General features: G+C 73.4%; 19 protein-coding genes. 12 read left to right on the top strand and 7 right to left on the bottom strand.

What is annotated here, in order from left to right; translation table 11 throughout:
- Positions 1 to 15: 15 nt before the first annotated feature.
- Positions 16 to 714: an NADPH-dependent F420 reductase gene (npdG, locus tag NMK34_RS22635; RefSeq protein WP_318335107.1), complete on the top strand. Its 699-nt coding sequence runs from the start codon at positions 16 to 18 to the stop codon at positions 712 to 714.
- A gap of 86 nt (positions 715 to 800) precedes the next feature.
- Here npdG and panB read toward each other — a convergent pair whose 3' ends face one another.
- Entirely contained in the window at positions 801 to 1,646 is an 846-nt protein-coding gene (gene panB / locus NMK34_RS22630) for a 3-methyl-2-oxobutanoate hydroxymethyltransferase (RefSeq protein WP_194801104.1), read from the bottom strand.
- A 119-nt stretch (positions 1,647 to 1,765) separates the two neighbouring features.
- Entirely contained in the window at positions 1,766 to 3,526 is a 1,761-nt protein-coding gene (locus tag NMK34_RS22625; RefSeq protein ID WP_318335106.1) for an NAD+ synthase, read from the bottom strand.
- A 209-nt stretch (positions 3,527 to 3,735) separates the two neighbouring features.
- Between NMK34_RS22625 and glnA (NMK34_RS22620) the strand changes: the two genes are divergently transcribed.
- The 5 genes from glnA (NMK34_RS22620) to NMK34_RS22600 all read left to right on the top strand — a co-directional run bounded on the left by glnA (NMK34_RS22620) (position 3,736) and on the right by NMK34_RS22600 (position 10,005).
- Entirely contained in the window at positions 3,736 to 5,085 is a 1,350-nt protein-coding gene (glnA, locus tag NMK34_RS22620; protein WP_120568707.1) for a type I glutamate--ammonia ligase, read from the top strand.
- Between the two features lie 80 nt (positions 5,086 to 5,165).
- Complete coding sequence (locus tag NMK34_RS22615; protein ID WP_128138053.1) at positions 5,166 to 5,591, top strand: DUF350 domain-containing protein; 426 nt, start codon at positions 5,166 to 5,168, stop codon at positions 5,589 to 5,591.
- 32 nt (positions 5,592 to 5,623) lie between these two features.
- Positions 5,624 to 6,316 (top strand): helix-turn-helix transcriptional regulator, encoded by a 693-nt coding sequence (locus NMK34_RS22610; protein WP_318335105.1) that lies wholly within the window; start codon positions 5,624 to 5,626, stop codon positions 6,314 to 6,316.
- A gap of 97 nt (positions 6,317 to 6,413) precedes the next feature.
- Positions 6,414 to 6,779 (top strand): VOC family protein, encoded by a 366-nt coding sequence (locus NMK34_RS22605; protein ID WP_318335104.1) that lies wholly within the window; start codon positions 6,414 to 6,416, stop codon positions 6,777 to 6,779.
- A gap of 205 nt (positions 6,780 to 6,984) precedes the next feature.
- Positions 6,985 to 10,005, top strand: a complete 3,021-nt coding sequence (locus tag NMK34_RS22600) for a carbohydrate binding domain-containing protein (RefSeq protein WP_318335103.1) — start codon at positions 6,985 to 6,987, stop codon at positions 10,003 to 10,005.
- 132 nt (positions 10,006 to 10,137) lie between these two features.
- On the opposite strand, the gene NMK34_RS22595 is transcribed toward NMK34_RS22600, so the two are convergent.
- A complete protein-coding gene (locus NMK34_RS22595; protein WP_318335102.1) occupies positions 10,138 to 10,674 on the bottom strand; it encodes a hypothetical protein in 537 nt (178 codons plus the stop codon).
- 181 nt (positions 10,675 to 10,855) lie between these two features.
- Here NMK34_RS22595 and NMK34_RS22590 point away from each other — a divergent pair, with 181 nt between their 5' ends.
- Positions 10,856 to 11,758 (top strand): virginiamycin B lyase, encoded by a 903-nt coding sequence (locus NMK34_RS22590; RefSeq protein ID WP_318335101.1) that lies wholly within the window; start codon positions 10,856 to 10,858, stop codon positions 11,756 to 11,758.
- Positions 11,759 to 11,825: 67 nt separating this feature from the next.
- On the opposite strand, the gene NMK34_RS22585 is transcribed toward NMK34_RS22590, so the two are convergent.
- On the bottom strand, positions 11,826 to 12,701 hold the full coding sequence (locus tag NMK34_RS22585) for a S66 peptidase family protein (protein ID WP_412098963.1): 876 nt from the start codon (positions 12,699 to 12,701) through the stop codon (positions 11,826 to 11,828).
- A gap of 112 nt (positions 12,702 to 12,813) precedes the next feature.
- On the opposite strand from NMK34_RS22585, the gene NMK34_RS22580 reads away from it, so the two are divergent.
- Together NMK34_RS22580 and NMK34_RS22575 are read left to right on the top strand one after the other, a co-directional pair.
- Positions 12,814 to 13,581, top strand: a complete 768-nt coding sequence (locus NMK34_RS22580) for a type 1 glutamine amidotransferase (RefSeq protein ID WP_318335100.1) — start codon at positions 12,814 to 12,816, stop codon at positions 13,579 to 13,581.
- A gap of 2 nt (positions 13,582 to 13,583) precedes the next feature.
- Positions 13,584 to 16,607, top strand: a complete 3,024-nt coding sequence (locus tag NMK34_RS22575) for a bifunctional [glutamine synthetase] adenylyltransferase/[glutamine synthetase]-adenylyl-L-tyrosine phosphorylase (RefSeq protein ID WP_318335099.1) — start codon at positions 13,584 to 13,586, stop codon at positions 16,605 to 16,607.
- Positions 16,608 to 16,847: 240 nt separating this feature from the next.
- Here NMK34_RS22575 and NMK34_RS22570 read toward each other — a convergent pair whose 3' ends face one another.
- A complete protein-coding gene (locus tag NMK34_RS22570) occupies positions 16,848 to 18,419 on the bottom strand; it encodes a hypothetical protein (protein ID WP_318335098.1) in 1,572 nt (523 codons plus the stop codon).
- Positions 18,420 to 18,455: 36 nt separating this feature from the next.
- Here NMK34_RS22570 and mptB (NMK34_RS22565) point away from each other — a divergent pair, with 36 nt between their 5' ends.
- Both mptB (NMK34_RS22565) and mptB (NMK34_RS22560) read left to right on the top strand, forming a co-directional pair.
- On the top strand, positions 18,456 to 19,868 hold the full coding sequence (gene mptB, locus NMK34_RS22565) for a polyprenol phosphomannose-dependent alpha 1,6 mannosyltransferase MptB (RefSeq protein WP_412098911.1): 1,413 nt from the start codon (positions 18,456 to 18,458) through the stop codon (positions 19,866 to 19,868).
- 11 nt (positions 19,869 to 19,879) lie between these two features.
- Positions 19,880 to 21,361 (top strand): polyprenol phosphomannose-dependent alpha 1,6 mannosyltransferase MptB, encoded by a 1,482-nt coding sequence (gene mptB / locus NMK34_RS22560; protein ID WP_318335096.1) that lies wholly within the window; start codon positions 19,880 to 19,882, stop codon positions 21,359 to 21,361.
- On the opposite strand, the gene NMK34_RS22555 is transcribed toward mptB (NMK34_RS22560), so the two are convergent.
- Positions 21,351 to 21,890: an ATP-binding protein gene (locus NMK34_RS22555; protein WP_013475688.1), complete on the bottom strand. Its 540-nt coding sequence runs from the start codon at positions 21,888 to 21,890 to the stop codon at positions 21,351 to 21,353. The genes mptB (NMK34_RS22560) and NMK34_RS22555 overlap by 11 nt on opposite strands.
- Positions 21,891 to 22,059: 169 nt before the next feature.
- On the bottom strand, positions 22,060 to 23,484 hold the full coding sequence (glnA, locus tag NMK34_RS22550; RefSeq protein WP_318335095.1) for a type I glutamate--ammonia ligase: 1,425 nt from the start codon (positions 23,482 to 23,484) through the stop codon (positions 22,060 to 22,062).
- Between the two features lie 233 nt (positions 23,485 to 23,717).
- On the opposite strand from glnA (NMK34_RS22550), the gene NMK34_RS22545 reads away from it, so the two are divergent.
- The gene (locus NMK34_RS22545) at positions 23,718 to 25,502 is read left to right on the top strand and encodes an N-acetylglutaminylglutamine amidotransferase (protein ID WP_318336401.1); all 1,785 of its coding nucleotides are present in this window, start codon (positions 23,718 to 23,720) and stop codon (positions 25,500 to 25,502) included.
- Positions 25,503 to 25,510 lie beyond the last annotated feature (8 nt).

The raw sequence follows: 25,510 nt of genomic DNA, 5'->3' as shown, positions 1-25,510 counted from the left end.
TGCGAGGATGAGCGCATGGCTTACGACGCGACCACGCTGCCCGACGTCTCCGGGCTGACCGTCGGCATCATCGGTGGCACCGGCGACCAGGGACGGGGTCTCGCCTACCGGTTCGCCCGGGCCGGGCAGACCGTGCTGATCGGCTCCCGCACCGCGGAGCGGGCCACCCAGGCCGCCGCTGAGATCGCCGCGCTGCCCGGGATCCCCGACGGCGCTCTGGTCTCCGGCGGCGACAACGAGGACGTCGCCCGGCGCAGCGACGTGGTGATCGTGGCGGTGCCGTGGGACGGGCACGCGGCCACCGTCGCCGCGCTCGCCGGACCGCTGGCCGGCAAGATCGTGGTGGACTGCGTCAACCCGCTCGGCTTCGACAAGCAGGGCCCGTACGCGCTCGACGTGCCCGAGGGCAGCGCCGTGCAGCAGGCTGCCGCGCTGCTGCCCGAGTCCCGGGTCTGCGCCGCGTTCAACCACGTCAGCGCGCCGCTGCTGGCCGACCCGGAGATCGACCGGATCGACCTGGACGTGCTGATCTGCACCGAGGACCGGGAACTCGTGGGCGTGGTCGGCGCACTGGCCGCGCGGATCCCCGGCATGCGGGGCATCTACGCCGGGCGGCTGCGCAACGCCCACCAGATCGAGGCGTTCACCGCGAACCTGATCGCGATCAACAAGCGCTACAAGGCGCACGCCGGCATCCGCGTCACCGACCTCTGACGCGTCGCGCCGCCGTCGCGGCGGCGCGTGTTAAGAAGGGGCCCCTCCTCTACGCCAGGCGTTAAGAAGGGGCCCTTCCTTACATCTCAGAAGGTGTGCTCGGCCGCGGGGAACTCACCGTCGCGCACCTCGTCGGCGAACCGGCGGGTGGCGTCGGTCAGCGCGCCCGCCAGGTCGGCGTACCGCTTCACGAAACGCGGCGCCCGGCCGGTCCGCAACCCGGCCATGTCCTGCCAGACCAGCACCTGCCCGTCGGTGTCCGGGCCGGCCCCGATGCCGACGGTGGGGATGGGCAGCTCGGCGGTGACCCGCTTGGCCACCTCGCCCGGCACCATCTCCAGCACCACCGCGAACGCGCCCGCCTCGGCCACCGCCCGCGCGTCGGCGAGCACCTCCTCGGCCGCCTCGCCCCGGCCCTGCACCCGGTAACCGCCCAGCGTGTGCTCACTCTGCGGGGTGAAGCCGATGTGCGCCATCACCGGGATGCCCGCGCCGGTGATCGCCTCGATCTGGGCGGCGCAGCGCCGGCCGCCCTCCAGCTTCACCGCGTGGCAGCCGCCCTCCTTCATGAACCGCACCGCGGTGCGCAGCGCCTGCGCCGGCCCCTCCTCGTACGAGCCGAACGGCAGGTCACCGACGATCAGCGAGTGCTTCGTGGCCCGTACCACGGCACGTACCAGCGGCAGCAGCTCCTCGGCGGTCACCGGCAGCGTGGTCTCGTAGCCGAAGACGTTGTTCGCCGCCGAGTCGCCGACCAGCAGCACCGGGATCCCCGCCTGGTCGAAGATCGAGGCCGTGTACTGGTCGTACGAGGTCAGCATCGCCCACCGCTCGCCGCGCTCCTTGGCGGCGATCAGGTCGCGGGTGCGTACCCGCCGGGTGGCCGGCCCGCCGTAGAGGGCGGTCACCTCGGCCGGGGTGGACTCCACCATGACAATCTCCTTCCTCGAGGCCGCGCACGCGGTCCCCGGGTTCCCCGCGATCGTCGCACCGGGCGGCGGGCCGCGGGCAGGTCGGAGTGGAGGATGTCACTCCCCGGCCGGGGGAGCGGTCAGCCGTCCTCGCGCCACCGGTTGGTGATCGGCAACCGCCGGTCCCGCCCGAACGCCTTCATGGAGATCTTGGTGCCGGGCGCGGACTGCCGTCGTTTGTACTCGGCGGTATCCACCATCCGCAGCACCTTGTCCACCACGGCCGGGTCGTGGCCGGACTCGACCAGGCCGTCGCGGCCCAGGTCGCCGTCGACGTAGCCGATCAGGATCGGGTCGAGCACGTCGTAGTCGGGCAGCGTGTCGCTGTCGAGCTGGCCGGGGCTCAGCTCGGCCGACGGCGGCTTGCCGATCGAGTTCTCCGGGATCGGCGGCGTCTGCCCGCGCCGCGCCGCGTCGGCGTTGCGCCACTTCGCCAGCCGCCACACGAGCGTCTTCCAGACGTCCTTGACCGGGTTGTAGCCGCCCACCGAGTCGCCGTAGAGCGTCGAGTAGCCCACCGCCAGCTCGCTCTTGTTGCCGGTGGTGAGCACCAGATGGCCCTCCTGGTTCGACAGCGCCATGAGGATCACGCCGCGTACCCGGGCCTGGAGGTTTTCCACCGCCACCCCGGACAGCGACATGTTCGCCAGGAACGTGTCCACCATCGGCTGGATCGGCTCGACCCGGTAGTCCAGGCCGGTGCGCTTCGCCAGGTCCTCCGCGTCGGTGCGGGAGTGCTCGGAGGAGTGCTGGCTGGGCATCGAGACGCCGACGACCCGCTCCGGGCCCACCGCGTCCACCGCGATGGCCGCCGCCACCGCCGAGTCGATGCCGCCGGACAGGCCGAGCACCACCGACGGGAAGCGGTTCTTGTCGATGTAGTCGCGCAGGCCCAGCACCAGCGCGTGCCACACCTCGGCCTCGTCGGCGACCGGTTCGATGATGCCGCCGTCCGCAGCCGGGCCGGCCGGCGCGGCCGGGATCGCCGGGATGTCGTGGCGGGCCACGCGCATCCCGTCGCTCAGCGCGCCGGTCCCGCCGGGCGCACCTGCCGCCGCCGGCAGTTCCAGGTCGTGCACCAGCAGGTGCTCGACGAACTGCGGTGCCCGGGTCAGCAGCGTGCCGTCCGCGGCGACGATCATCGAGTCGCCGTCGTAGACCAGCTCGTCCTGGCCGCCGACCATGTTCACGTACGCGATGGCCGCCCCGGCCTCGGCGGCGCGCCGGCGTACCAGCGGCAGCCGCACGTCGTCCTTGTTCAGCTCGTACGGCGAGCCGTTGATGCTCAGCACCAGCCCGACGCCGGCCTCCCGGGCCACCACGAACGGGCCGCCGGCCTGCCACAGATCCTCACAGATGGTCAGCGCCACGTCGACCCCGCCGACGCGCACCACGGTGAGCGTGTCACCGGGGACGAAGTAGCGGTCCTCGTCGAAGACGCCGTAGTTGGGCAGATGGTGCTTGAAGTAGGTGGCCACCACCTCGCCCCGGTGCAGCACCGCCGCCGCGTTGCGGGCGCCCCGGCCCGGCTGGGCGTCGGAACTGACCTGCGGCGGGCCGTCCGCGTCCAGGTAGCCGACCACCACCGGCAGCTCACCGAGGCCGTCGGCGGCCAGGTCGGCGGCGAGCCGGTGCAGCGCGGCGCGCGACGCGGCCACGAACGAGCGGCGGAACACCAGGTCCTCGACCGGGTAACCGGTGAGCATCAGCTCGGGGAACAGGACGAGCTGGGCGCCGGCGTCGGCGGCCTGACGGGTCCACGAGCGGACCAGGCCGGCGTTGCCGGCGAGGTCGCCTACCGTCGGATTGACCTGGCACAGGGCGAGACGCAGGGTGGGCATGCCCCCATCTTCCCCCAGCCGTCGGGGCGGAATCCGGCCGGTCGTGGGAGACGCGCGCCACCGGCCGGCCGCCGTCCGGCGAGGGCGGGACACGGCGGGGCGCTCCGGCGGGGAAGGGCGTAACGTCGGCGTAACGAGCCCGGTGGAGACTGGGCGGTCAGGCCGGGCCGGCCCGACCGGTGCGGACGTACGTGTCACGAGGGGTGGAAGTGGACCGTCAGCAGGAGTTCGTCCTCCGCACGCTGGAAGAGCGGGACATCCGTTTCGTCCGGCTGTGGTTCACCGATGTGCTCGGCACGCTCAAGAGCGTCTCGGTGGCTCCCGCGGAGCTGGAGGCGGCCTTCGATGAGGGCATCGGTTTCGACGGCTCAGCGATCGAGGGCTTCGCCCGGGTCTTCGAGTCGGACATGGTGGCGATGCCGGACCCGACCACGTTCCAGGTCTTCCCGTTCGAGGGCGGGGTCAGCGGCGAGAGCGCCCGGATGTTCTGCGACATCTCGCTGCCCGACGGCAGCCCGTCCTGGGCCGACCCGCGGCACGTGCTGCGCCGGATGCTCTCCCGGGCCGCCGACAAGGGCTTCACCTTCTACACCCACCCCGAGATCGAGTTCTTCCTGCTGGAGAACGGCCCGCAGGACGGCTCGGTGCCGATCCCGGTGGACACCGGCGGCTACTTCGAGCACACCACGCACGCCGTCGCGCGGGACTTCCGCCGTCAGGCCGTGCTGGCGCTGGAGCGGATCGGCATCTCGGTGGAGTACAGCCACCACGAGGTCGCCCCCGGCCAGCAGGAGATCGACCTGCGCTACGCCGACGCGCTCACCACGGCCGACAACATCATGACGTTCCGGCACGTGGTGAAGGAGGTCGCGCTCTCCACCGGCGTGCAGGCCAGCTTCATGCCGAAGCCGTTCACCGACCAGCCGGGCAGCGGCATGCACACGCACCTGTCGCTGTTCGAGGGGGAGCGCAACGCGTTCCACGACGCCGGCGACCCGATGAAGCTCTCCAAGGTCGCGAAGTCGTTCATCGCCGGGCTGCTCACCCACGCCCGGGAGTACACCGCCGTCACGAACCAGTGGGTCAACTCGTACAAGCGGCTGTTCCCGCAGGCGCTGCCGGACCGGATCACCGAGAGCCCCGCGTACGTCTGCTGGGGTCACCTGAACCGGTCCGCGCTGGTGCGGGTGCCCGCGTACGGCAAGCCGAACTCGGCCCGGGTCGAGGTCCGCTCGCTGGACTCCGCGACCAACCCCTACCTCGCGTTCGCGGTGATGCTCGGCGCCGGCCTCAAGGGCATCGAGGAGGGCTACGAGCTGCCCCCGGGTGCCGAGGACGACGTCTGGTCGCTGAGCAGCGCCGAGCGCCGCGCCATGGGGTACGAGGCGCTGCCGGAGAACCTGGCCGAGGCGATCGACGTGATGGCCGGTTCGGAGCTGGTGGCCGAGGTGCTCGGCGAGCACGTCTTCGACTTCTTCCTGCGCAACAAGCGCTCCGAGTGGGAGCAGTACCGCCGCGAGGTCACCCCGTACGAGCGGCAGCGCTACCTCTCGCTCTAGATCACGCTGGCGCGGTGCCGCTATCGTCTGCGGCACCGCCCCGGCACCACCGCCGGGCGGCGTGAGCCGGGGAGGCGTTGGTGCTGGGAGATCTGCTCGACGGGGCGTGGCAGAGCATCGTGTTCGGGATCGTCGGGGTCGCCCTGATGGCCGCCGGATTCCTGCTCGTCGACCTGCTCACCCCGGGCAAGCTGCGGGAGCTGATCTGGGTGCGCCGCAACGGCAACGCCGCGCTGCTGCTCGCCGCCAACCAGCTCGGCATCGCCGGCATCGTCTTCACCGCCGTGCTGACCAGCTACAGCTCGTTCACCAAGGGCCTCGCGTCCACCGTGGTGTTCGGGCTGGTCGGCCTGCTGGTGATGGCGCTGGCGTTCCTGGTGCTGGACCTGCTCACCCCGGGCAAGCTGGGCGACGTCATCGCCGCCGACGAGCCGCACCCGGCGGCCCGGGTCAGCGCCGCCACCCACTTCGGCGCCGCGCTGATCGTCTGCGCCTGCATCGCCTGAGGGGTGTCGTACCCCCGGGTTAGCGTCCGGGGGTGAACCGCACCGACCGCCTCTACGCCCTGGTCGAGGAGCTGCGGGCGGTCTCGCCGCGCCCGCGCAGTGCGACCTGGCTGGCCCGCCGCTTCGAGGTGAGCACCCGCACCGTCGAGCGCGACATCTCCGCGCTGCAGGGCGCCGGGGTGCCGATCTGGGCCGAGCCGGGCCGCACCGGCGGTTACGTGGTCGACCGGGCCCGCACGTTGCCGCCGGTCAACCTGACACCGGCCGAGGCGGTGGCGATGGCCGTCGCGCTGCACCGGCTCGGCGGCTCACCGTTCGCCCCGGCGGCCGGCGCCGCGCTGCGCAAGCTGGTCGCGGTGATGCCGCCGGCGGCGGTGGCCGAGGCGCACCGGCTCGCCGGCCGGGTGCACCTGGTCGGTGACGGTCCGGGCACGCCCGTCCCGGCCGCCGTCGCCGACGCGGTCGCCGCCGGGCGGGTGCTGCGCCTGCGGTACGCCGACCGCGGCGGCACCGATTCGGCGCGCGACGTGGAACCGTTGGCCTACCTGGGCAACTCGGTGCACTGGTACCTGGTCGCCTGGTGCCGGCTGCGCGACGGCGTGCGTTGCTTCCGCACCGACCGGATCGTGTCGGTGCACCCGCTGGCCGAGCCGGTGACCCGGGAGTGGCGTCCGGGCGACCTCGACGTGCCGGTCGACCGGGTGCGCCCGCTCACCCTGGTCTGATCCGGGTGGAAACACCGACAGGACGCTGTCGTGGCCCGATACGAGGCTGAATCCTGACGACGCCGGCCGACCGCCGGCGCGAACCTCAGGAGGAAGCATGTCCAGCACGCCCGTGACCTGGTTCGAGATCGGCTCCGACCGCCCGGACGAGGCGCAGCGGTTCTACTCCGAGTTGTTCGGCTGGAGTTTCGACGAGCAGGGCGGGCCGAGCCTGTCGTACCGGCAGACGACGGCCGGCGGTGAGCGGGGGATCGGCGGCGCGATCCGGGACACCGACACCGGCAACTACGCGATCTTCTACGCCGAGGTGGCGGACGTGCCGCAGACCTGCCGCCGGGCGGAGGCGACCGGCGGCACCGTTCTGACGGCGCCGGTGACCACGCCGGCCGGTCTGGTGCGTGCCCTGCTGCGCGACCCGTCGGGCAACCTGCTCGGCGTCTTCACCCCGCCCGCCGCGGGCTGAGCGCGCGCCCCTGCTCCCGGCCTGGCCGTCGCCGGCCGGGAGCAAGCCGTTGCGAGCGGTGCAACCTGTTACGACCGTGTCTACTGTGAACCACTGGTTTCGGGGAATCGAAACTGGTAACTTCCTGGCACCATGCGTCGCAAGTTCTTGCAACGCCTTCATCCCCTTGCGCCCGTCGTGCGGGCGTGGGTGTCAGGAGAGCGCCATGAGGGGCACCACCACCAACCGCCGCCGGTGGGGAGCGCTTGCGCTCGCCGCCGGCGTGCTCGCCGCGCTGCTGCCGTTCACCGCCGCCGCGGCGGCGAACACCGTCACCGTCTACTACCAGTCACCGGCCGCCTGGGGCGGGTCCGTCAACATCCACTACGGCGTGGACGGGCAGGCCTGGACGCCGGTTCCCGGCGTACCGATGGACACCGCCTGCGCCGGCTGGCGCCGCAAGACCGTCGACCTGGGCGCCGCCACCGGCGCCCAGGTCGTCTTCACCAACGGCAGCGGCGTCTGGGACAACAACAACGGCGCCAACTACCGCCTCGGCGCCGGCACCGTGACCGTCGCCGCCGGCCGGATCGGCACGGGCGACCCGTGCGCCACCCCGTCGCCGGGCCCGTCCGCCACTGCCGCACCGAGTCCGACACCGTCCGGTACCGCCGGGAACACCGCCGAGGTCTGGTACCACCTCACGCCGCGCGGCTGGGCCGCCGCGAACCTGCACTACCGGCCCACCGGCGGCGCCTGGACCACCGCCCCGGGCGTCGCCATGGAGACGCGCTGCGCCGGCTGGGCCCGCCGGGTCGTCGACCTCGGCACAGCCACCGGCCTGACCGCCGCGTTCAACGACACCGCCGGGACCTGGGACAACAACGGCGGCGCGGACTACACCCTCGGCACGGGTCGTAGCGTCGTCGACAACGGCCGGGTCACCGCCGCCGCCGCGGACCCGTGCGCGCCGGCCAACCCGGACACCACCCCGCCGTCCACGCCGGGCGGCCTCACCGCCGTCGCCGACGGACTGGCGGTCACGCTGACCTGGACCGCCGCCACCGACGACCGGGGCGTCACCGGGTACGAGCTGACGCGCACCGGGGGAGCCGGCGGCACCACGGTCACCAGCACCACCACCCGGCACGTCGCGTACGACCTGCGGCCCGGCACCGCGTACACCTGGACCGTGCGGGCCCTGGACGCGGCCGGCAACCGGTCGGCGGCGAGTGCGCCCGCGTCCGCGACCACCGGCACCCCGCAGACCGGCGGAGCCCCGCTGGGCGGCGACCCGCGCGAGGACACCATCTACTTCGTGATGACCGCCCGGTTCGCCGACGGTGATCCCGCGAACAACCGTGGCGGCAGTCAGCACGTCGCCTCCGGCAACGCGGCGAACGACGACCCGATGTTCCGGGGCGACTTCAAGGGGCTGGTCGACAAGCTCGACTACATCAAGGCGCTCGGCTTCTCGGCGCTCTGGATCACCCCGGTGGTCCTCAACCGCTCCGACTACGACTACCACGGCTACCACGGCTGGGACTTCTACCGGGTGGACCCGCGGCTGGAGAGCGCCGGTGCCTCCTACCAGGACCTGATCAACGCCGCGCACGCCAAGGGCATCAAGATCTTCCAGGACGTGGTCTACAACCACAGCTCCCGGTGGGGCGCCAAGGGCCTGTTCACGCCCACCGTCTACGGCACCCGCGACGACCAGTGGAAGTGGTACTACGACCAGCCGCAGGCCGGCCGGGAGTACGACCCGACGGTCGAGGCGACCGGGAACGACCCGGCGCTCACCCCGGCGCAGAACGCCAAGGCCAAGGGCCGGCCGTACAACGGCGACGTGTGGTCGTCCGCCGCGCCCGCCGGCAACCAGTGCCTGAACTGGGGTACGCCGACCGGCGGGCGCAGCCCCGAGGGCTACACGCTCTACCAGTGCCAGTGGCCGGTCCCGACCAGCAAACTCTTCCCGGCCGACAAGTACCACCAGTGCTGGATCGGCAACTGGGAGGGCGAGGACTCACGCAGTTGCTGGCTGCACGAGGACCTGGCCGACTTCAACACCGAGAACGCCGCCGTGCAGCAGTACCTGATCGACGCGTACAACAGGTTCATCGACATGGGCGTGGACGGCTTCCGCATCGACACCGCCGTGCACATCCCCCGGGTCACCTGGAACCGGCGCTTCCTGCCCGCCATCCAGCAGCACGCGGTCGCCCGGTTCGGCGAGAAGGGCAAGGACTTCTACGTCTTCGGCGAGGTCGCCGCGTTCGTCAACGACAAGTGGAACCGCGGCTCGGTCAACCACTCCGCGCAGTTCTTCACCTGGAAGGAGCGCAAGGAGTACAGCCCGGACGACGTCCGCGCCGCGATCGAGCAGTACGACCACGAGCAGCTGCTCGGACCGAACGGGCAGCCGACCACCGACAACGCGTTCCTGCGCGGCAACACGTACCACGCGCCGGACCGTTCGCAGTTCTCCGGCATGAACGTCATCGACATGCGGATGCACATGAACTTCTCCGACGCCGGCAACGCGTTCGGCAACGGGAGGGACTCCGACGACAGCTACAACGACGCCACGTACAACGTGGTCTACGTCGACAGCCACGACTACGGGCCGAACAAGTCCTCCACCCGGTACACCGGCGGCACCGACGCCTGGGCGGAGAACATGAGCCTGATGTGGACGTTCCGCGGCATCCCGACGCTCTACTACGGTTCGGAGATCGAGTTCCGCAAGGGCGCCCGGATCGACTGCGGGCCGAGCTGCCCGCTCGACACCACGGGCCGGGCCTACTACGGCGACCACCTGGCCGGCACCGTCACCGCCAGCGACTTCGGGGTGGTCGGCTCGGCCGGCGGGACGGTCGCCACCACGCTCGCCCAGCCGCTGGTGAAGCACGTGCAACGGCTCAACCTGATCCGGCGGGCAGTGCCGGCGTTGCAGAAGGGGCAGTACTCGACCGAGGGCGTGAGCGGCGCGATGGCGTACAAGCGGCGCTTCACCCAGGGCGCGGTGGACAGCTTCGCGCTGGTCACCGTGTCCGGCGGCGCCACGTTCCGTGGGGTGCCGAACGGCCGGTACGTGGACGCGGTCACCGGTGACGTGAAGACGGTCGCCGACGGCACGCTCACCGCAGCGGCCGGCGGCAAGGGCAACCTGCGGGTCTACGTGCTCGACCTGCCCGGCAACCCGGCGCCGGGCAAGATCGGCGCGGACGGGCCGTACCTGCGCTGACACGGGCGCGGCGGGGTGGCGGTGCGAGTGCACCACCACCCCGCCGCGGTCCGAGGGATCAGGCGTGGGTGGCCCCGCCGGGCGCCGGCCAGGAGGAGGGAACGGCCGGTGAGGGGCGGCGGGGCCACCGCGTCACTTGCCGCCCTGGCCCTCCTGCTCGGCCTCGGCGCCCTGGTCGGCCTTGCCTTCCGGACCGCCCTTGCCGTGGTGGCCGGGCTTGCCGTCCGGGCCGCCCTTGCCCGGGCCCGGGAACACGCCCGCCTCGGCGGCCTTGAGCACCGCGTCGGCCTGCTCCTGGGTGAGCTTGCCGTCGGTGACGGCCTGGTCCAGCCGCTCCTTCAGCGCGGCCTGCCGGTCCTCGGTCGACGGCCGCTCCGGCCGCTCCGGGCGGTCGCCCTGGCGCTGCTCGTGCAGCTTCTCCAGCGCCGCGGTGACCTTGTCGGTCGAGACGCCCAGCTCCTCGGCGAGCGCCTCGGCGAACTCGGCCTGCCGGTCGGCGTGCTTCTGGCGGCGGTCGTCACCCTGGTCGGTGGTGCTGCCGGCGCTCGAAGACGGGTTCGGGCTCTTGTCGTCGGCGAGCGCCACCGTCGGGGCGGCGATCCCGACGCCGAGCACGCCGGCGGCGGCCAGGCCGGCCAGCAGGTGCTTCTTCGACATCGTGCGGATCATGCGAGTCTCCTGTTCGGTGGTGGTGCGATGACGTCACCGACAGTGGTCGCCGGAACTGAGGGCCACCCGTGGCGAACCTGTCAGCGAGCTGGCAATCCCGTCCGGAAGGCCCGAATTATTCGTGTTGCCGGGATGCCGGAGCGCCCGCGAGGCTGGACGAAACCCGACGAAAGGCCACTCCATGACACAGCCCGCCATCCGCGAGATCCCGCTCACCGGGCCGGGCTCCGGGCCGTACTCGATCACGGTCGGGCCCGACGGCGCGCTCTGGCTGGCGCTGGCCGGCTCCGGCGGCGTCGCCCGGCTCGGACTCGACGGTGAGGTACGGACCTACCGCGACGACCCGCCGGGCAGCCGCCCGCTGATCATCGTCGGCGGCCCCGACGGCGCGCTCTGGTACACCCGCTCGGGCGACGACCGGCTCGGCCGGGTCACCGTCGGCGGCGAGACCGGCTCGGTGGCGCTGCCGCCCGGCTGCGGCCCCTGCGGGCTGGCGGTGGGCGCGGACGGCGCGCTCTGGTACGCCGGCATGAGCGACGACACGATCGGCCGGGTGAGCGTCGACGGGGAGGTGACGTCCTTCCCGCTGCCGGTCGACAAGGGTTTCCCGTCGATGCTGGCGGCCGGGCCGGACGACGCGCTCTGGCTCACGCTCAACCAGGCGAACGCGATCGCCCGGGTCGGCCTGGACGGCAAGGTGGCGGTGCATCCGCTGCCCACCGAGGCGGCCGGGCCGGTCGGCATCACCCGGGGCGGTGACGGCGCGCTCTGGTTCGTGGAGATCGTCGCCGGGCAGCTCGGCCGGATCACGCCGGACGGCCGGATCGACGAGTTCCCGCTACCGGACCGGGCGGCGCGCCCGCACGCGATCGTCGCCGACCCGGCCGGTGGCTGCTGGTTCACCGAGTGGGGCGCCAACCGCATCGGCCACATCGACCCCGACGGCCACATCACCGCCCACCCCCTGCCCACGCCGGCCTCGGAACCCCACGGCCTGACGGTCACCCCCGACGGCGCGGTCTGGGCCGCCTTGGAGATCGGCGCCGTGGCCCACCTCACGCCCTCGCCGCCCTCGCCGCGTTGATCATGAGGTTGGCGGCAGTTGTGGATCTCTGAACTACCGCCAACCTCATGATCGCCGGGCCTCGGCCTCAGCGGACGGCGGCGGTCGCCGTCAGGGTGCCTGCGGTGGCGTCGAGCAGGGCGGGGGTGCCGACCGGGACGGTGAGCTGGTTGGGGCCGTGGCCGATCGGCAGGCCGCCGAGGACCGGCACGCCCAGGTCGCCCAGGCGGTCGGTGAGCACGTCCACGACTGTGGTGTCCCAGCCGTCCGCGCACTCGGTGAACTGGCCGACAGCCACCCCGGCGATCCCGTCCAGCGCACCGCAGCGGCGCAGGTGGGTGAGCATCCGGTCGATCTTGTACGGCGGTTCCTGCACCTCCTCGACCAGCAGGATCGCCCCGGTCAGGTCGGGCATGTCCGGCGTGCCGATGGACGCGGTGATCAGGCACAGGTTGCCGCCGATCAGCCGGCCCTCGGCGCGCCCGGGCACCCGCACCGGGAACGTCTCCTCCGCCTCGACCGCCGCCACCGTCACCGGCTCGGCCCTGGTCAGCGCGGCGTGCAGCGACTCCGCCGAGCGGATCGGCGTGCGCTCGTCCCGCCACGCGGCGCCCGGCCCGTGCACCCCGGCCAGGCGGGCGCCCCGCCAGAGCGCGAACTGCAACGCGGTGATGTCGGAGAACCCGGCCACCACCTTCGGATCCCGGCGTACCGCCGCCATGTCGATCAGGTCGACCACCCGCTGCGCGCCGTAGCCGCCCCGGGTGCAGATCACACCGCGTATCTCCGGGTCGGCGAACGCCGCGTTCAGGTCCGCGGCCCGCAGCGCGTCGTCGCCGGCCAGGTAACCCCGCCTGGCGTACGCGTTCGGCGCGGGCACCGGCCGCAGCCCCCAGCCGGTGAGCAGCTCGATGCCACGGGCCACCCGTTCGGGACGGGTCGGCCCGGACGGGGACACCAGCATCACCGCGTCGCCGGGACGCAGGGCCGGTGGGCGCAGGCAGTCGTCAGGCACGATCGGAGCCTAGGGCCTGCCGGACCGTGCCCTGTCGGGCGTACCGGTTAGCCTCGACGTCGTGGCGACCGCGCTGGTGATCGAGAACGACCCGACCGACGACCTCCGCCGCCTGGGGGAGTGGCTCACCGAAGGGGGCCTTGAGCTGCGCGTGCTGCGTCCGCACGCCGGTGACGCGCTCCCCGGCGACCTGGAGGGGTACGCCGCGCTCGTGGTGCTCGGCGGCGACCAGCAGGCCTATCCGGGGCCGGACGGCGGCCCCGGCGCGCCCTGGTTCCCGGCGCTGGAAGGGCTGCTGCGCAAGGCGGTCCGCGGGCGGGTGCCGACGCTTGCCGTCTGCCTCGGCGCGCAACTGCTCGCCACCGCGCACGCCGGCCGGGTCGAGCGCAGCCCGTCCGGCCCGGAGATCGGCCCGGCGCTCGTGGGCCGGCGCGACGCCGCCGAGGACGATCCGCTGTTCCGGTACGTGCCGCTGATGCCCGACGTGCTCCAGTGGCACGCCGACGAGATCACCGAGCTGCCGCACGGCGCGACGCTGCTCGCCGCGTCCACCCGCTACCCGCACCAGGCGTTCCGCCTCGGCGACCGGGCCTGGGGGCTGCAGTTCCACATCGAGTGCGACACCGCGATGATCGCCGAGTGGTCCCGCGACTCGGCCGTGCTGGCCGAGCTGGGCTACGACCCCGAGCTGGTGGTGGCCGCCTGCGACCGGGTGATGGCCGACGTCGAGGAGGCGTGGCAGCCGTTCGCGATCCGGTTCGCCGCGCTCGCGCTCGGCGAACTCGGCGACGACACCCCGCGCCGCAGCCTGCCGCTGCTCGGGGCCTGACGGTGACCCGGCCGGCCCGCGGGCGCCTGGCCCGCTACGGATTCGCCGAGGGTGACGGCGCCACCCGCGCCGCCGACCTGCTCGGCCCGGACGGGCTCGCCCTGTGGCGGCCCGACACCCAGGAGCCCGCCGACGAACGCGCCGCCGAGCTGCTCGGCGCGCTGTCCCGGGCCGCCGACCCGGACCTGGCCCTGCGTCAGCTGCACCGGCTGGTCGAGTCCGAGCGGCGCTCCGGCGACGAGGTGGCCGTACGCGACGCCCTGGCCGCCGACCCCGGGCTGCGCCGCCGGCTGATCGCGGTGCTCGGCGCCTCGTCCGCGCTCGGCGACCACCTGGTCGCCAACCCCGGGCAGTGGGCGGTGCTGGCGACCGAGCCGGACGGGCTCGCCCCCACCGCGGACGGGCGGCTCGACCTGAGCGTCGCCGCCCGGCTCACCACCATGACCGGCGCGGTCCCGTTGCTGCGGCAGGCGTACCGGCTCGCGCTGCTGCGGATCGCGGCGGCCGACCTGACCGGCGGGCGCGGCCTGGAGCAGACCATGGCGGCGCTGTCCGGGCTGGCCGACGCCACGCTGGCCGCCGCCTACGACATCGCCGCCGACGAACTGCCCGAGGGCACGCCGTGTCCCCGCCTGGCAGTGGTGGCGATGGGCAAGTGCGGTGGCGACGAGCTGAACTACGTCTCCGACGTCGACGTCATCTTCGTCTCCGCCACCGACGACGACCTGCCCGCCGCGACCCAGATCGCCACCCGGCTGATCCAGATCTGCGGGCTGGTGGCCTGGCCGGTCGACGCGGCGCTGCGACCCGAGGGCAACCGGGGGCCGCTGGTCCGCACACTCACCAGCCACCTCGCCTACTACAAGCGCTGGGCCCGCACCTGGGAGTTCCAGGCGCTGCTCAAGGCCCGCCCGGCCGCCGGGGACCTGGAGCTCGCCAAGGAGTGGATCGACGCGCTGGCCCCGCTCGTGTGGACCGCCGCCGAACGCCCCGAGGCGGTCCAGGACGTCCGGTCCATGCGCCGCAAGATCCTCGACAACGTGCCGCCGAAGGAGCTGGAACGCGAGATCAAGCGCGGCCCGGGCGGGCTGCGCGACATCGAGTTCGCCGTCCAGTTGCTCCAGCTCGTGCACGGCCGGGGCGACGAGTCGCTGCGGGTGCCCGGCACCGTGCCGGCGCTGCGCGCGCTCGTCGCCGGCGGCTACGTGGGCCGCGCCGACGGGGAGGCGCTGCTGCGCGGCTACCGCTTCCTGCGCGCCGTCGAGCACCGGCTCCAGCTCCAGGCCCTGCGCCGTACCCACACCGTGCCGACCGAACCGGCCGCGCTGCGCTGGCTCGCCGCCGCGCTCGGCTACGTGGCCACGCCGGGCCGCAGCGCCGTCGAGGAGTTCCGCGCCGAGTGGGTCACCCACGCCACCGAGGTACGCCGGCTGCACGCCAAACTGCTCTACCGCCCGCTGCTGGAATCCGTGGCCCGGGTGCCGGCCGAAGGGCTGCGCCTCACGCCCGAGGCGGCCCGGCACCGGCTGGAGGTGCTCGGCTTCGCCGACCCGGCCGGCGCGCTGCGGCACCTCCAGGCGCTCACCGGCGGGGTCAGCCGTACCGCCGCCATCCAGCGCACGCTGCTGCCGGTGCTGCTCGACGAGTTCGCCGACGCCCCCGAACCGGACCGCGGACTGCTCAACTACCGGCAGGTCTCCGACAAGCTCGGCAGCACCCCCTGGTACCTGCGCCTGCTGCGTGACTCCGGCCCGGTGGCGCGCCGGCTGGCCCGGGTGCTGTCGTCGTCCCGGTACGCGGCCGACATGCTGGCCCGCGAACCGGAGGCACTGCGGCTGCTCGCCGAGGACAGCGAACTGACCCCGCGCCCACGGGAGACGCTCGTCGAGGGCTTCGCCGCCGCTGCCGCCCGGCACGACGACCCGGTCGAGGCGATCCGGGCCGTCCGCGCGCTGCGCCGCCGGGAACTGGTCCGGATCGCCGCCGCCGACGTGCTCAGCCGCGCCGGCTCGCTCGCCCCGCTCACCCCGCGCCCGGTCGGCGGCGGGGAACGCCGGCCCACAGTGGTGGACGTGACGGCTGTCGGCACCGCGCTGTCGCACGTCGCCGACGCCACGCTGGCCGCCGCGCTGCGCGCCGCCCGTACCGTCCACCCCGGACCGCCCGGCCTGCGCTTCGCGGTGATCGGCATGGGCCGGCTCGGCGGGTACGAGTCGAACTACCTCTCCGACGCCGACGTGCTGTTCGTCTACGACCCGCCGCCCGGGGTGGAGGAGAGCGCGGCGAGCGCCGCCGCGCACGCCATCGCCGAGGAACTGCGCCGGCTGCTGTCCGCGCCCGCCCCCGACCCGCCGCTCGGCGTCGACGCCGACCTGCGCCCCGAGGGCCGGCAGGGCCCGCTGGTGCGCAGCCTCGCCGCGTACGCCCAGTACTACGCGCGCTGGTCCCGGGTGTGGGAGGCGCAGGCGCTGCTGCGGGCCCGGTACGTCTGCGGCGACGCCGACCTGGGCGCCGAGTTCGAGGCCATGATCGAGCCGGTGCGCTATCCGGCCGACGGGCTGAGCCGCGAGCAGGTGGTCGAGATCCGCCGGATCAAGGCGCGGGTGGAGACCGAGCGGCTACCCCGGGGCGCCGACCCGGCGACCCACACCAAGCTGGGCCGGGGCGGGCTGGCCGACGTCGAGTGGGCGGTGCAGTTGCTCCAGCTCCGGTACGCCGGTCAGGTGCCCGCCCTGCGCGGCACCCGTACGCTCGACGCCCTCGCCGCCGCCCGCGACGCCGGGCTGCTCGACGCCTCCGACGCCGCCGAGCTGGCGGCCGGCTGGACGCTCGCCGCCGAGGTGCGCGACGCGTTGATGCTGGTACGCGGCCGGGCCGGGGACCAGTTGCCCCGGCACGGGGTGGAGCTGGCCGGTGTGGTGCGGCTGCTGGGACGCGAGGACCAGGGCGAGTTCCTCGACGAGTACCTGCGCACCGGCCGTCACTCCCGCACAGTCGTCCAGCGAATCCTGGAGTCCCCCCTCTAGCCCTGCCCCTTCCGCCCCACCCACCCACCCACCGTCGCCCGCCCCGCCCTCCCCGCCCCCGCACGCCGCCCCGCGCGGCGATCTTGCAGTTGTGGCCCCGCGCAGGCCGGATAGGCCCGATTTGCCGGGGCAGAAAGCGCAAGATCGCCGCGCTCACGCCGCGCCCTGAATGCCCCGATCTCGGCGGGATCGGGAGCGGGAGCGGGGGACGGGGAGGGGGACGGGGAGGGGGACGGTGGGTCAGCTGGTGAGGGTGTAAGTGCCGGGTCGGGGGATCGTCACCGTTGTCCACTTGCCGTTCGGGGTGACTGTGGCGCCGCCTGAGGCGGTCAGCCAGCGGTCGTGGCGGACCCGGATCGGGATCGGGCCGGCGGCGGGGGCGCGGAACGTGATCGAGGCGCCGTCCTGGCGGACCAACTCTCCCGGTGCGCCGACCAGCGGCGTGGGCTCGGCGACCGCGTACAGCCTCCAGTGCCGGTCCGACCAGACCTCGGTCAGGTACGGCTGGCCCGCCTCCACCAGCTTCGCCTCCGACGCACCCACCCAGGAGAACTCGGCGTCGGGCACCGCCACGTACTGCACCGCGTTGTCGGCCAGCCAGTCCCGGTAGGTGATCGGGGTCAGCGGGATGCCGGTGCCGTCCGCGCCGGGCACAGTGGTGAAGAACAGCGGGTTGCGGTCGATGTCGGCCTGCCGCAGCCAGCCCCGCGCGAGCGGCACGTCGCCCATGTGGGCCGCCTCCCAGTAGTTGCGCGTCGGCGGCACCTCCACCCGCCCGGTCAGGCCGCGCCGGGCCAGCTCCGCGCGCAGCGGCGTGAAGTACGCCGGGTCGGCGGTCGGGTCGTCGGCGCTGCGCAGATCCGCGGTGACCACCGGCGGCTGCCACCAGCAGACCACCGCCAGGAGCGCGGCCAGCCCCACCGCCCCGGCGACCCGGGAGCGCCGGCCGGCGGCGCGAAGCCGATCGGACAGCGGGGCGGGAAGCGTCGCGGTGGCGGCCAGCACCGGCAGCGCGAACATCACCACCAGGCGGGTGGCGTTCAGCCCGACCGGGGTGTGCAGCAGTGCCGACGCCAGCACCCCGGTCGCGGACAGCAGCGCGCCGACCCGCACCGGCCGGTACGCGACGAGGGCCGCCACAACCAGGCTCGTCACCACGGCGTGCACGGTGTCGGCCGTGCTGATGTTCATCCAGCCGCCCTCGCCGAACAGCAGCCCGGTCACGGCGAGCGGCGCAGCGGCCGGTACGGCGAGCAGCAGGCCGTCGGCGTACCTGCGGGTCAGCAGCAGCGCGACGCCGGCGAGCCCGACGAACAGCCCGGCCACCGGGCTGGCCGCGGAGGCCAGTAGCGCGGCGGCACCGGCGGCGACGAGCCGGGTGCGGCGGGCGGGGACGGTGAGCGCGAGCAGCGCGGCCAGGCCGAACGCGACGCCGAGGGCGTACGTGACCCGGCCGGACACCAGGTTGCCGGCGATCGTGACCACGCCGAACAGGCTGCCGAGCAGCGGGCGGGGCACCCCGGTGCGCACCAGCAGGGCGGCGAACGCGGTGGCGGAGGCGAGCAGGGCGAGCGCGCCGGTGACGCGCACCCCGAGCAGCGCCATCAGCGGCGGCGAGACGAGGCTGTAGCCCCACGGGTGCACGCCGCCGTACCAGCGCAGGTCCACCAGGGCGGCCCCGTGGTCGGCGAAGAACCCGGCGCGGGCGACCTGCGCGGACAGGTCCGAGCCGGTGGCCGGCAGCGTGAGGTAGAGCACGGCGAGGACGAACGCCGACACGGCGGAGACCGCCACCACCCGACCGCCCCGCATGCCCACCTCCTGATCGCGAACCACCGTACTGGCAGCATGTCGGACGTGCCTCACCACCTCTCGCGCTGGATCGGCCTGGCGGGTTCGGTGCTGCTCGCCGTGGCCGCGTTCCTCGGCGGCGCCCTGCCCGACGGCGAGTTGCGTCCCACCCCGGTCAGCATCTGGCAGGGCCCGGACGGGCCGCTGATCATCGGGTTGTGGCTGGTCGGCACCGCGCTGCTGGCGTGGGCCTGGTGGTCGCTGCGGGACCGGGTGCCGTCGTCCCGGTGGGTGCTGGTCACCGTCGCGCTGTGGCTGCTGCCGATGCTTGTCGCGCCGCCGCTGGGCAGCCGGGACGTGTACGCGTACGCCTGCCAGGGCGCGAGCTTCTCGGCCGGGATCAACCCCTACGAGCAGGGCGTCTCAGCGCTGCCCTGCCCCTGGCTGGACACCATCTCCTACATCTGGCGGGACACCCCGGCGCCGTACGGTCCGCTGTTCGTGCTGCTCGCCGGCGCGGTGGTGGAGGCCACCGGCTCGCTGCTCGCCGCCGTCGCGCTGTTCCGGGTGCTCGCCGTCGCCGGGGTGGCGCTCACCGCGTGGGCGCTGCCGGTGCTGGCCCGCCGCTGCGGGGTGCCGCCGCGCCGCGCGCTCTGGCTGGCGCTGGCGAGCCCGCTGGTGCCGGTGCACCTGGTGTCCGGCGCGCACAACGACGCGCTGATGATCGGCCTGCTCGTGGCCGGGCTGGCCGTGGTGGCCGCCCGGCCGGGCCGGCCCGGACCGCTGCTCGCCGGTGGGGCGCTGCTCGGACTGGCCGCCGCCGTCAAGATCACTGCGCTGGTCGTGATGCCGTTCGCCGCGCTGGCCGCGATCGTCGGGGCGTACCGGATCAGGACGCTGGTGCGCGACGGCGGGTGGGTGGTCGGCGGCACGCTCGCCGCGCTCGCCGCCGTGACCCTCGTCTCCGGCCTGGGGCTGGGGTTCGTCGGCGGGCTGGAACAGGGCGGGCTGGTGGTGGCCTGGACGTCGCCGCCGACGGCGGTGGGGCAGACCGTCGGCTACCTGCTCGCGCCGTTCGGCGTGCACGTCGACGCGCTGCCGGTGACCCGGGCGATCGGCATGGTGGTGCTGGTCGCCGTGCTGATCTGGCTCTGGTTCCGGTCGTTCCGTCGCGGTGAGCCGTTCTGGCACGCCGGGCTGGCGCTCACCGCCACCGTCGCGCTCTCCCCGCTGTTCCACCCCTGGTACTGGCTGTGGCCGCTGGCCGTGCTCGCCGCCACCGCGCACCGCACGCTCTGGTTCTCGATCGTCACAGTGGTGTCGTCGTTCCTGGTGCTGGCCGACGGCACCGGTTTACCCCGGTACACCAAGATGCCCGGTGCGCCGCTGATGACCCTGTTCGTGATCGGGGTGGTCGTGTGGTTGGTACGGTCGGCTCGCAAGGGTCGGCAGCCGGTTCCCGTGGACTGAGGAGTGTGCCGGTGAGCGAGCCCGACGGACCCGTCCGGCCGATCGCCGCCGGTCTCGCCCGCTACGCCGGCCTCGCCGGGGCCGTGCTGCTCACCGTCGCCGGGTGGCTCGGCGGCGCGCTGCCCGGCACGCCCCCGCGCGGCACGCTCGCCGCGATCTGGGCCGCACCGAACGGGCCGGTGACGCTCGGCTGCTGGCTGGCCGGGACGCTGCTGCTGGTGGGCGCCTGGTGGTCGCTGCGGTGGGGCGCCCCGTCCGGCCGGTGGGCGTACCTGACCGCCGGGCTCTGGTCGCTGCCGCTGCTCGCCGCGCCGCCGATCGGCAGCCGCGACGTCTACTCGTACGCCTGCCAGGGCTGGACGTGGACGCAGGGGCTCAGCCCGTACCGGGTGGGGGTCGCGGCGGCCGGCTGCCCGTGGACCGGCTCGGTGTCGCCGATCTGGCGGGACACTCCGGCACCGTACGGGCCGTTCTTCGTGCTGCTGGCCGGGCTCGCGGTCCTCGCCGGTGGCGGCCTGATCGGGACGATCGTGGCGCTGCGGCTGGTCGCGGTGGCCGGTGTGCTGCTGACCGCGCTCTGCCTGCCCGGCCTGGCCCGCGCCGCCGGTGTGCCCACCCGCCGCGCCGCCTGGCTGGTGCTCGCGTGCCCGCTCGTCGGGATCCACCTGGTGGCCGGCGCGCACAACGACGCGCTCGCGCTCGGGCTGCTCCTGCTGGGCCTGCTGGTGCTGGTCCGCCTGCCGGGCAAGCCGCGCGCGCTGCTGGTGGCCGGGGTGCTGCTCGGCCTGGCCGTGGCGGTGAAGGCGGTCGCGGTGGTGGCGCTGCCGTTCGCGGCGCTGGCCGCCGTGCTCGGCCGCTACACCTGGCGGGCGCTGCTGCGCGACGGCGGGCAACTGGCCGCGTCGGTGCTCGGCACGCTGCTCGTCGTCTCGCTCGCCACCGGCCTCGGGCTGGGCTGGGTGGGAGGGCTCGGCCACAGCGGCGACTCGCAGCAGTGGACCTCCCCGCCCACAGCCGTCGGCTTCGTCATCGACTACGGCGGTGAGCTGGCCGGCCTACGACCGCAGGCGGTGCCGGTGACCCGGGGGGTCGCGCTGGTGCTGCTCGCCGGGACGCTCGTCGCCCTGTGGTGGCAGGCGTGGACGGCGCTGCGCCGCCTCAACGACACCCGGCAGCGGGTGGCCCGCCTGACGCTGGCCCGCCCCCGGGTGGCACTGCTCGGCGCGGGGCTGGCGCTCGCCGCCACGGTGCTGCTCGCCCCGGTCTTCCACCCCTGGTACGCGATCTGGCCGCTGACAGTGCTCGCGGTCGCGGCGGTGCCGCTGGCCCGGCAGGTCTGGTTCGTGGCGCCCTGCGCGGTCGCGTCGGCGCTCACCCTGCCGGACGGATCCAACCTGGCCCGGTTCAGCAAGGCACCGGGCGCGGTGCTGATGACGGTGCTGGTGGTGGTCGTGGCGGTCGTGTGGACGTTCCCACGCGGTTCTAGGAGATGAAGGCAGGCCAGCGGTGCCTGCGCCACTCGTCCCAGGTGGCGAACCCGGCCGGTGGATCGTCGACAGGTTCACTGCCGTCCAGTTCCCCCGGCGTCGGGATGCTCATGACGGCAGCCCACGTGGCGAGTTCCTCGTCGGACATGTGCCAGGTCGTGTGCGGCTCCTCGGCCTGCCGCCGGTCAAGCCGTTGCCGCTGCTCGGCCGGTGTGAGCTGGAAGTAGCGCATCGTCACCGACGCTCCGAGGTCGGCTGCTGCCTGTCGTAGAGCCGAGCGCTCATCTCGGCCCCAGAGGCCGAAGTCGATGACGACGTTGACGCCGAGTTCGAGCGCCCGCAGCGCGATCTCGATGAGCCGTCCCTCGATGACGTCCGAAGCCGACGGCGGGTTCGCCAGCCCGTAGAGGGCCTTCACCCACTCGTCCTTCGTCAGACGAAGGGCCTTCTCCTCGACCTCTATGCGCCGCGCCTCCGTGGTCTTCCCGGTGCCCGGCAGTCCTACGGTCAGGAACAGCGTCGGTCGTGTCGTCATCACTACCCCTACGAGCGGTCGCCTCATCATCGCTGACATCCGGCCATGCCACGATCAGCACGCGACCGTCACGCTCGACACGAAACGGCGGCCACGCCGGCTGTGAGCCGGCATGACCGCCGTCCGTCAGGTCGGACCCGATTGGTGCGGGTCGGCGCCTTGATCTACCTCAGCAGTCGAAGTACATCGCGAACTCGTGCGGGGTCGGGCGCAGACGCACCGGGTCGACCTCGTTGGCCCGCTTCCAGTCGACCCAGGTCGAGATCAGGTCCGGCGTGAACACGCCGCCGTCGAGCAGGTAGTCGTGGTCGGCCTCGAGCGCGTTGAGCACCTCCGGCAGCGAACCCGGAACCTGCTTGACGTCGCCCCACTCCTCCGGCGGCAGGTCGTACAGATCCTTGTCGATCGGCGCCGGCGGCTCGATCTTGTTCTTGATGCCGTCCAGACCGGCCATCATCATCGCCGAGAACGCCAGGTACGGGTTGCTCGACGGGTCCGGCACCCGGAACTCGACGCGCTTGGCCTTCGGGTTGCTGCCGGTCACCGGGATGCGGGTGCAGGCGGAGCGGTTGCGCTGCGAGTAGACCAGGTTCACCGGCGCCTCGAAGCCCGGCACCAGACGACGGTACGAGTTCACCGTCGGGTTGGTGAAGGCGAGCAGCGACGGGGCGTGGTGAAGCAGGCCACCGATGTACCAGCGGGCGGTGTCGGACAGCCCGGCGTAGCCGGTCTCGTCGTAGAACAGCGGCTCGCCGCCGCGCCACAGGCTCTGGTGGGTGTGCATGCCGGAACCGTTGTCACCGAACAGCGGCTTCGGCATGAACGTCGCGGTCTTGCCAGCGGCCCAGGTCTCGTTCTTGACGATGTACTTGAACAGCTGGAGCTGGTCGGCGGCGTGCAGCAGGGTGGAGAACTTGTAGTTGATCTCCGACTGGCCGGCGGTGCCCACCTCGTGGTGCGACCGCTCGACGGTGAAGCCGCCGTCGACGAGGCGCCGCACGATCCGGTCACGCAGGTCGGCGTAGTGGTCCACCGGGGGCACGGGGAAGTAGCCGCCCTTGTAGGCGGTCTTGTAGCCGCGGTTGCCGCCCTCCTCGATCCGGCCGCTGTTCCAGGCGCCCTCGATCGAGTCGATGTAGTAGAACGACTGGTGCGCCGAGGTCTCGTGGCGGATCGAGTCGAAGATGTAGAACTCCGCCTCCGCGCCGAAGTACGCGGTGTCGGCGATCCCGCTCGCGGCGAGGTACGCCTCGGCCTTCTTCGCCACGTTGCGCGGGTCGCGGGAGTATGCCTCGCGGGTGAACGGGTCGTGGATGAAGAAGTTGAGCGCGAGCGTCTTCTGGGCCCGGAACGGGTCGATGAAGGCGGTGGCGACGTCCGGCAGAAGCAGCATGTCGGACTCGTGGATGGCCTGGAAGCCGCGGATCGAGGATCCGTCGAAGGCGAGGCCGTCGCTGAAGACGCTGTCGTCGAACGACTCGACCGGCAGGTTGAAGTGCTGCATCACGCCGGGCAGGTCACAGAAACGTACGTCGACGAACTTCACGTCCTCGTTGGCGAGGTATCGCAGGAGTTCCTCGGAATTGGCGAACACACGTCCTCCTGGCAGGCGTCGTTGATCCTGGCCACGTCCCGTGGCCGGACCGCCCGGGGACATGGCCCGTACCGCCACCGTACGACGGCGCGCCGTGCCCGGCTCGTCAACAGCCCATCCGGGTTTCCTTCGCCACAGGCCGGGTAGTCGCCGTACCCGGCGGACCGCCCGGGAGACGACGTGGCGGGAGGTTGGCATGGTGGGTGCTCCTCGACCGACCGGCGGACGCTGAGATGTGCGGGATCAGCGGTGAGGCCAGATTCGACGGGGCCACCCCCGACGCCGCCGCGGTGACCCGGATGACCGCCGCCATGCGCTCACGCGGCCCGGACGGCGAGGGCGCGTGGAGTGACGGCTGGATCACCCTCGGGCACCGCCGGCTGACAGTGATCGACCTGTCCGAGGCCGGCGCCCAGCCGATGGTGCGCGACGACCTCGGCCTGGCCCTGGTCTTCAACGGCTGCGTCTACAACTACCCGGAGCTGCGGGACGAGCTGCGCGCGGCCGGGCACACCTTCCACAGCACCAGCGACACCGAGGTGATCCTGGTGGCGTACGCGCAGTGGGGGGAGCGGTTCGTCGACCACCTGGTCGGCATGTTCGCGGTGGCGCTGGTGGACCGGCGGCGGCGATGCCTCGTGCTGGCCCGCGACCGGCTCGGCATCAAGCCGCTCTACCTCGCCGAGTCCCCCGGCCGGCTCCGGTTCGCCTCCACGCTGCCGGCGCTGCTGGCCGGCGGTGACGTCGACACCGGCATCGACCCGGTCGCGCTGCACCACTACCTGTCCTGGCACTCGATCGTGCCGGCGCCCCGCACGATCCTGCGCGGGATACGCAAGCTGCCCCCGGCCACCGTCCGGGTGGTCGAGGCCGACGGGCGCAGCCGCGAGCGCGTCTACTGGCGGCCCGGGTACCGGCGCGACCCGGCCCACGAGGGCATGGACGCCGCCGACTGGCGGGCCGCCGTCGGCGACGCGCTGCGCACCGCCGTACGCCGCCGGCTGGTCGCGGACGTGCCGGTCGGGGTGCTGCTCTCCGGCGGCCTGGACTCCAGCATGATCGTGGCGCTGCTGGACGGCGCCGGACAGCACCACCTCCAGACGTTCAGCATCGGCTTCGACAGCCGCGGCGACGAGACCGGCGACGAGTTCCACTACTCCGACCTGGTGGCCCGCACGTTCGGCACCGACCACCACCGCATCCGGCTCGCCGACGGCGACCTCGGCCCGGCCGTACGCGCCACCGTGGCGGCCATGACCGAACCGATGGGCAGCCACGACGTGGTGGCGTTCCATCTGCTCTCCGAGCAGGTGGCCCGGCACGTGAAGGTGGCGCAGTCCGGCCAGGGCGCCGACGAGGTGTTCGCCGGCTACGGCTACCACCACCGGCTGGCCGAGGCGGCCCGCGAGGACGCGACGGCCGAGTTCACCGCCGCGTTCTTCGACCGCGACCACGCCGAGCTGACCGAGGTGGTCGAACCGGCGTACGCCTGCGACGGTGACGCCAGCGGCGAACTGGTCGCCGCCGACCTGGCCGCGCCCGGCGCGCAGACCGCGGTGGACGCCGTGCTGCGCCTGGACACCCACCTGATGCTGCCCGACGACCCGGTCAAGCGGGTGGACAGCATGAGCATGGCGTGGGGGCTGGAGGTGCGTACGCCCTTCCTCGACCAGGACCTGGTCACGCTCGCCGCGGCGTGCCCGCCTGAGCACAAGCTGGCCCGGGGCGGCAAGGGCGTGCTCAAGGAGGTTGCCCGCGAGGTGCTGCCGGCCGAGGTCATCGACCGGCCCAAGGGCTACTTCCCGGTGCCGGCGCTGCGCAACGTCGACGGTCCCGTGCGAGAGTTGGTGGTCGAGGCGCTGGGTGCGCCCGAGGCGCGCCGGCGCGGGCTGTTCCGCCGGGCGTACGTCGACGAGCTGCTGGCCGAGCCGGACCGGGCCCAGGCCGCCGCCGGCAGCAACAAGCTGTGGCAACTGGGCCTGCTGGAGCTGTGGTTGCAGACGCACGGCGTGAGCTGAGCGGGGCG

This window comes from Micromonospora sp. BRA006-A, assembly GCF_033433935.1.
GTDB lineage: Bacteria > Actinomycetota > Actinomycetes > Mycobacteriales > Micromonosporaceae > Micromonospora > Micromonospora aurantiaca.
Note: the sequence above shows the minus strand (reverse complement) of the source record. Positions and strands in the feature narration are given on the sequence as shown.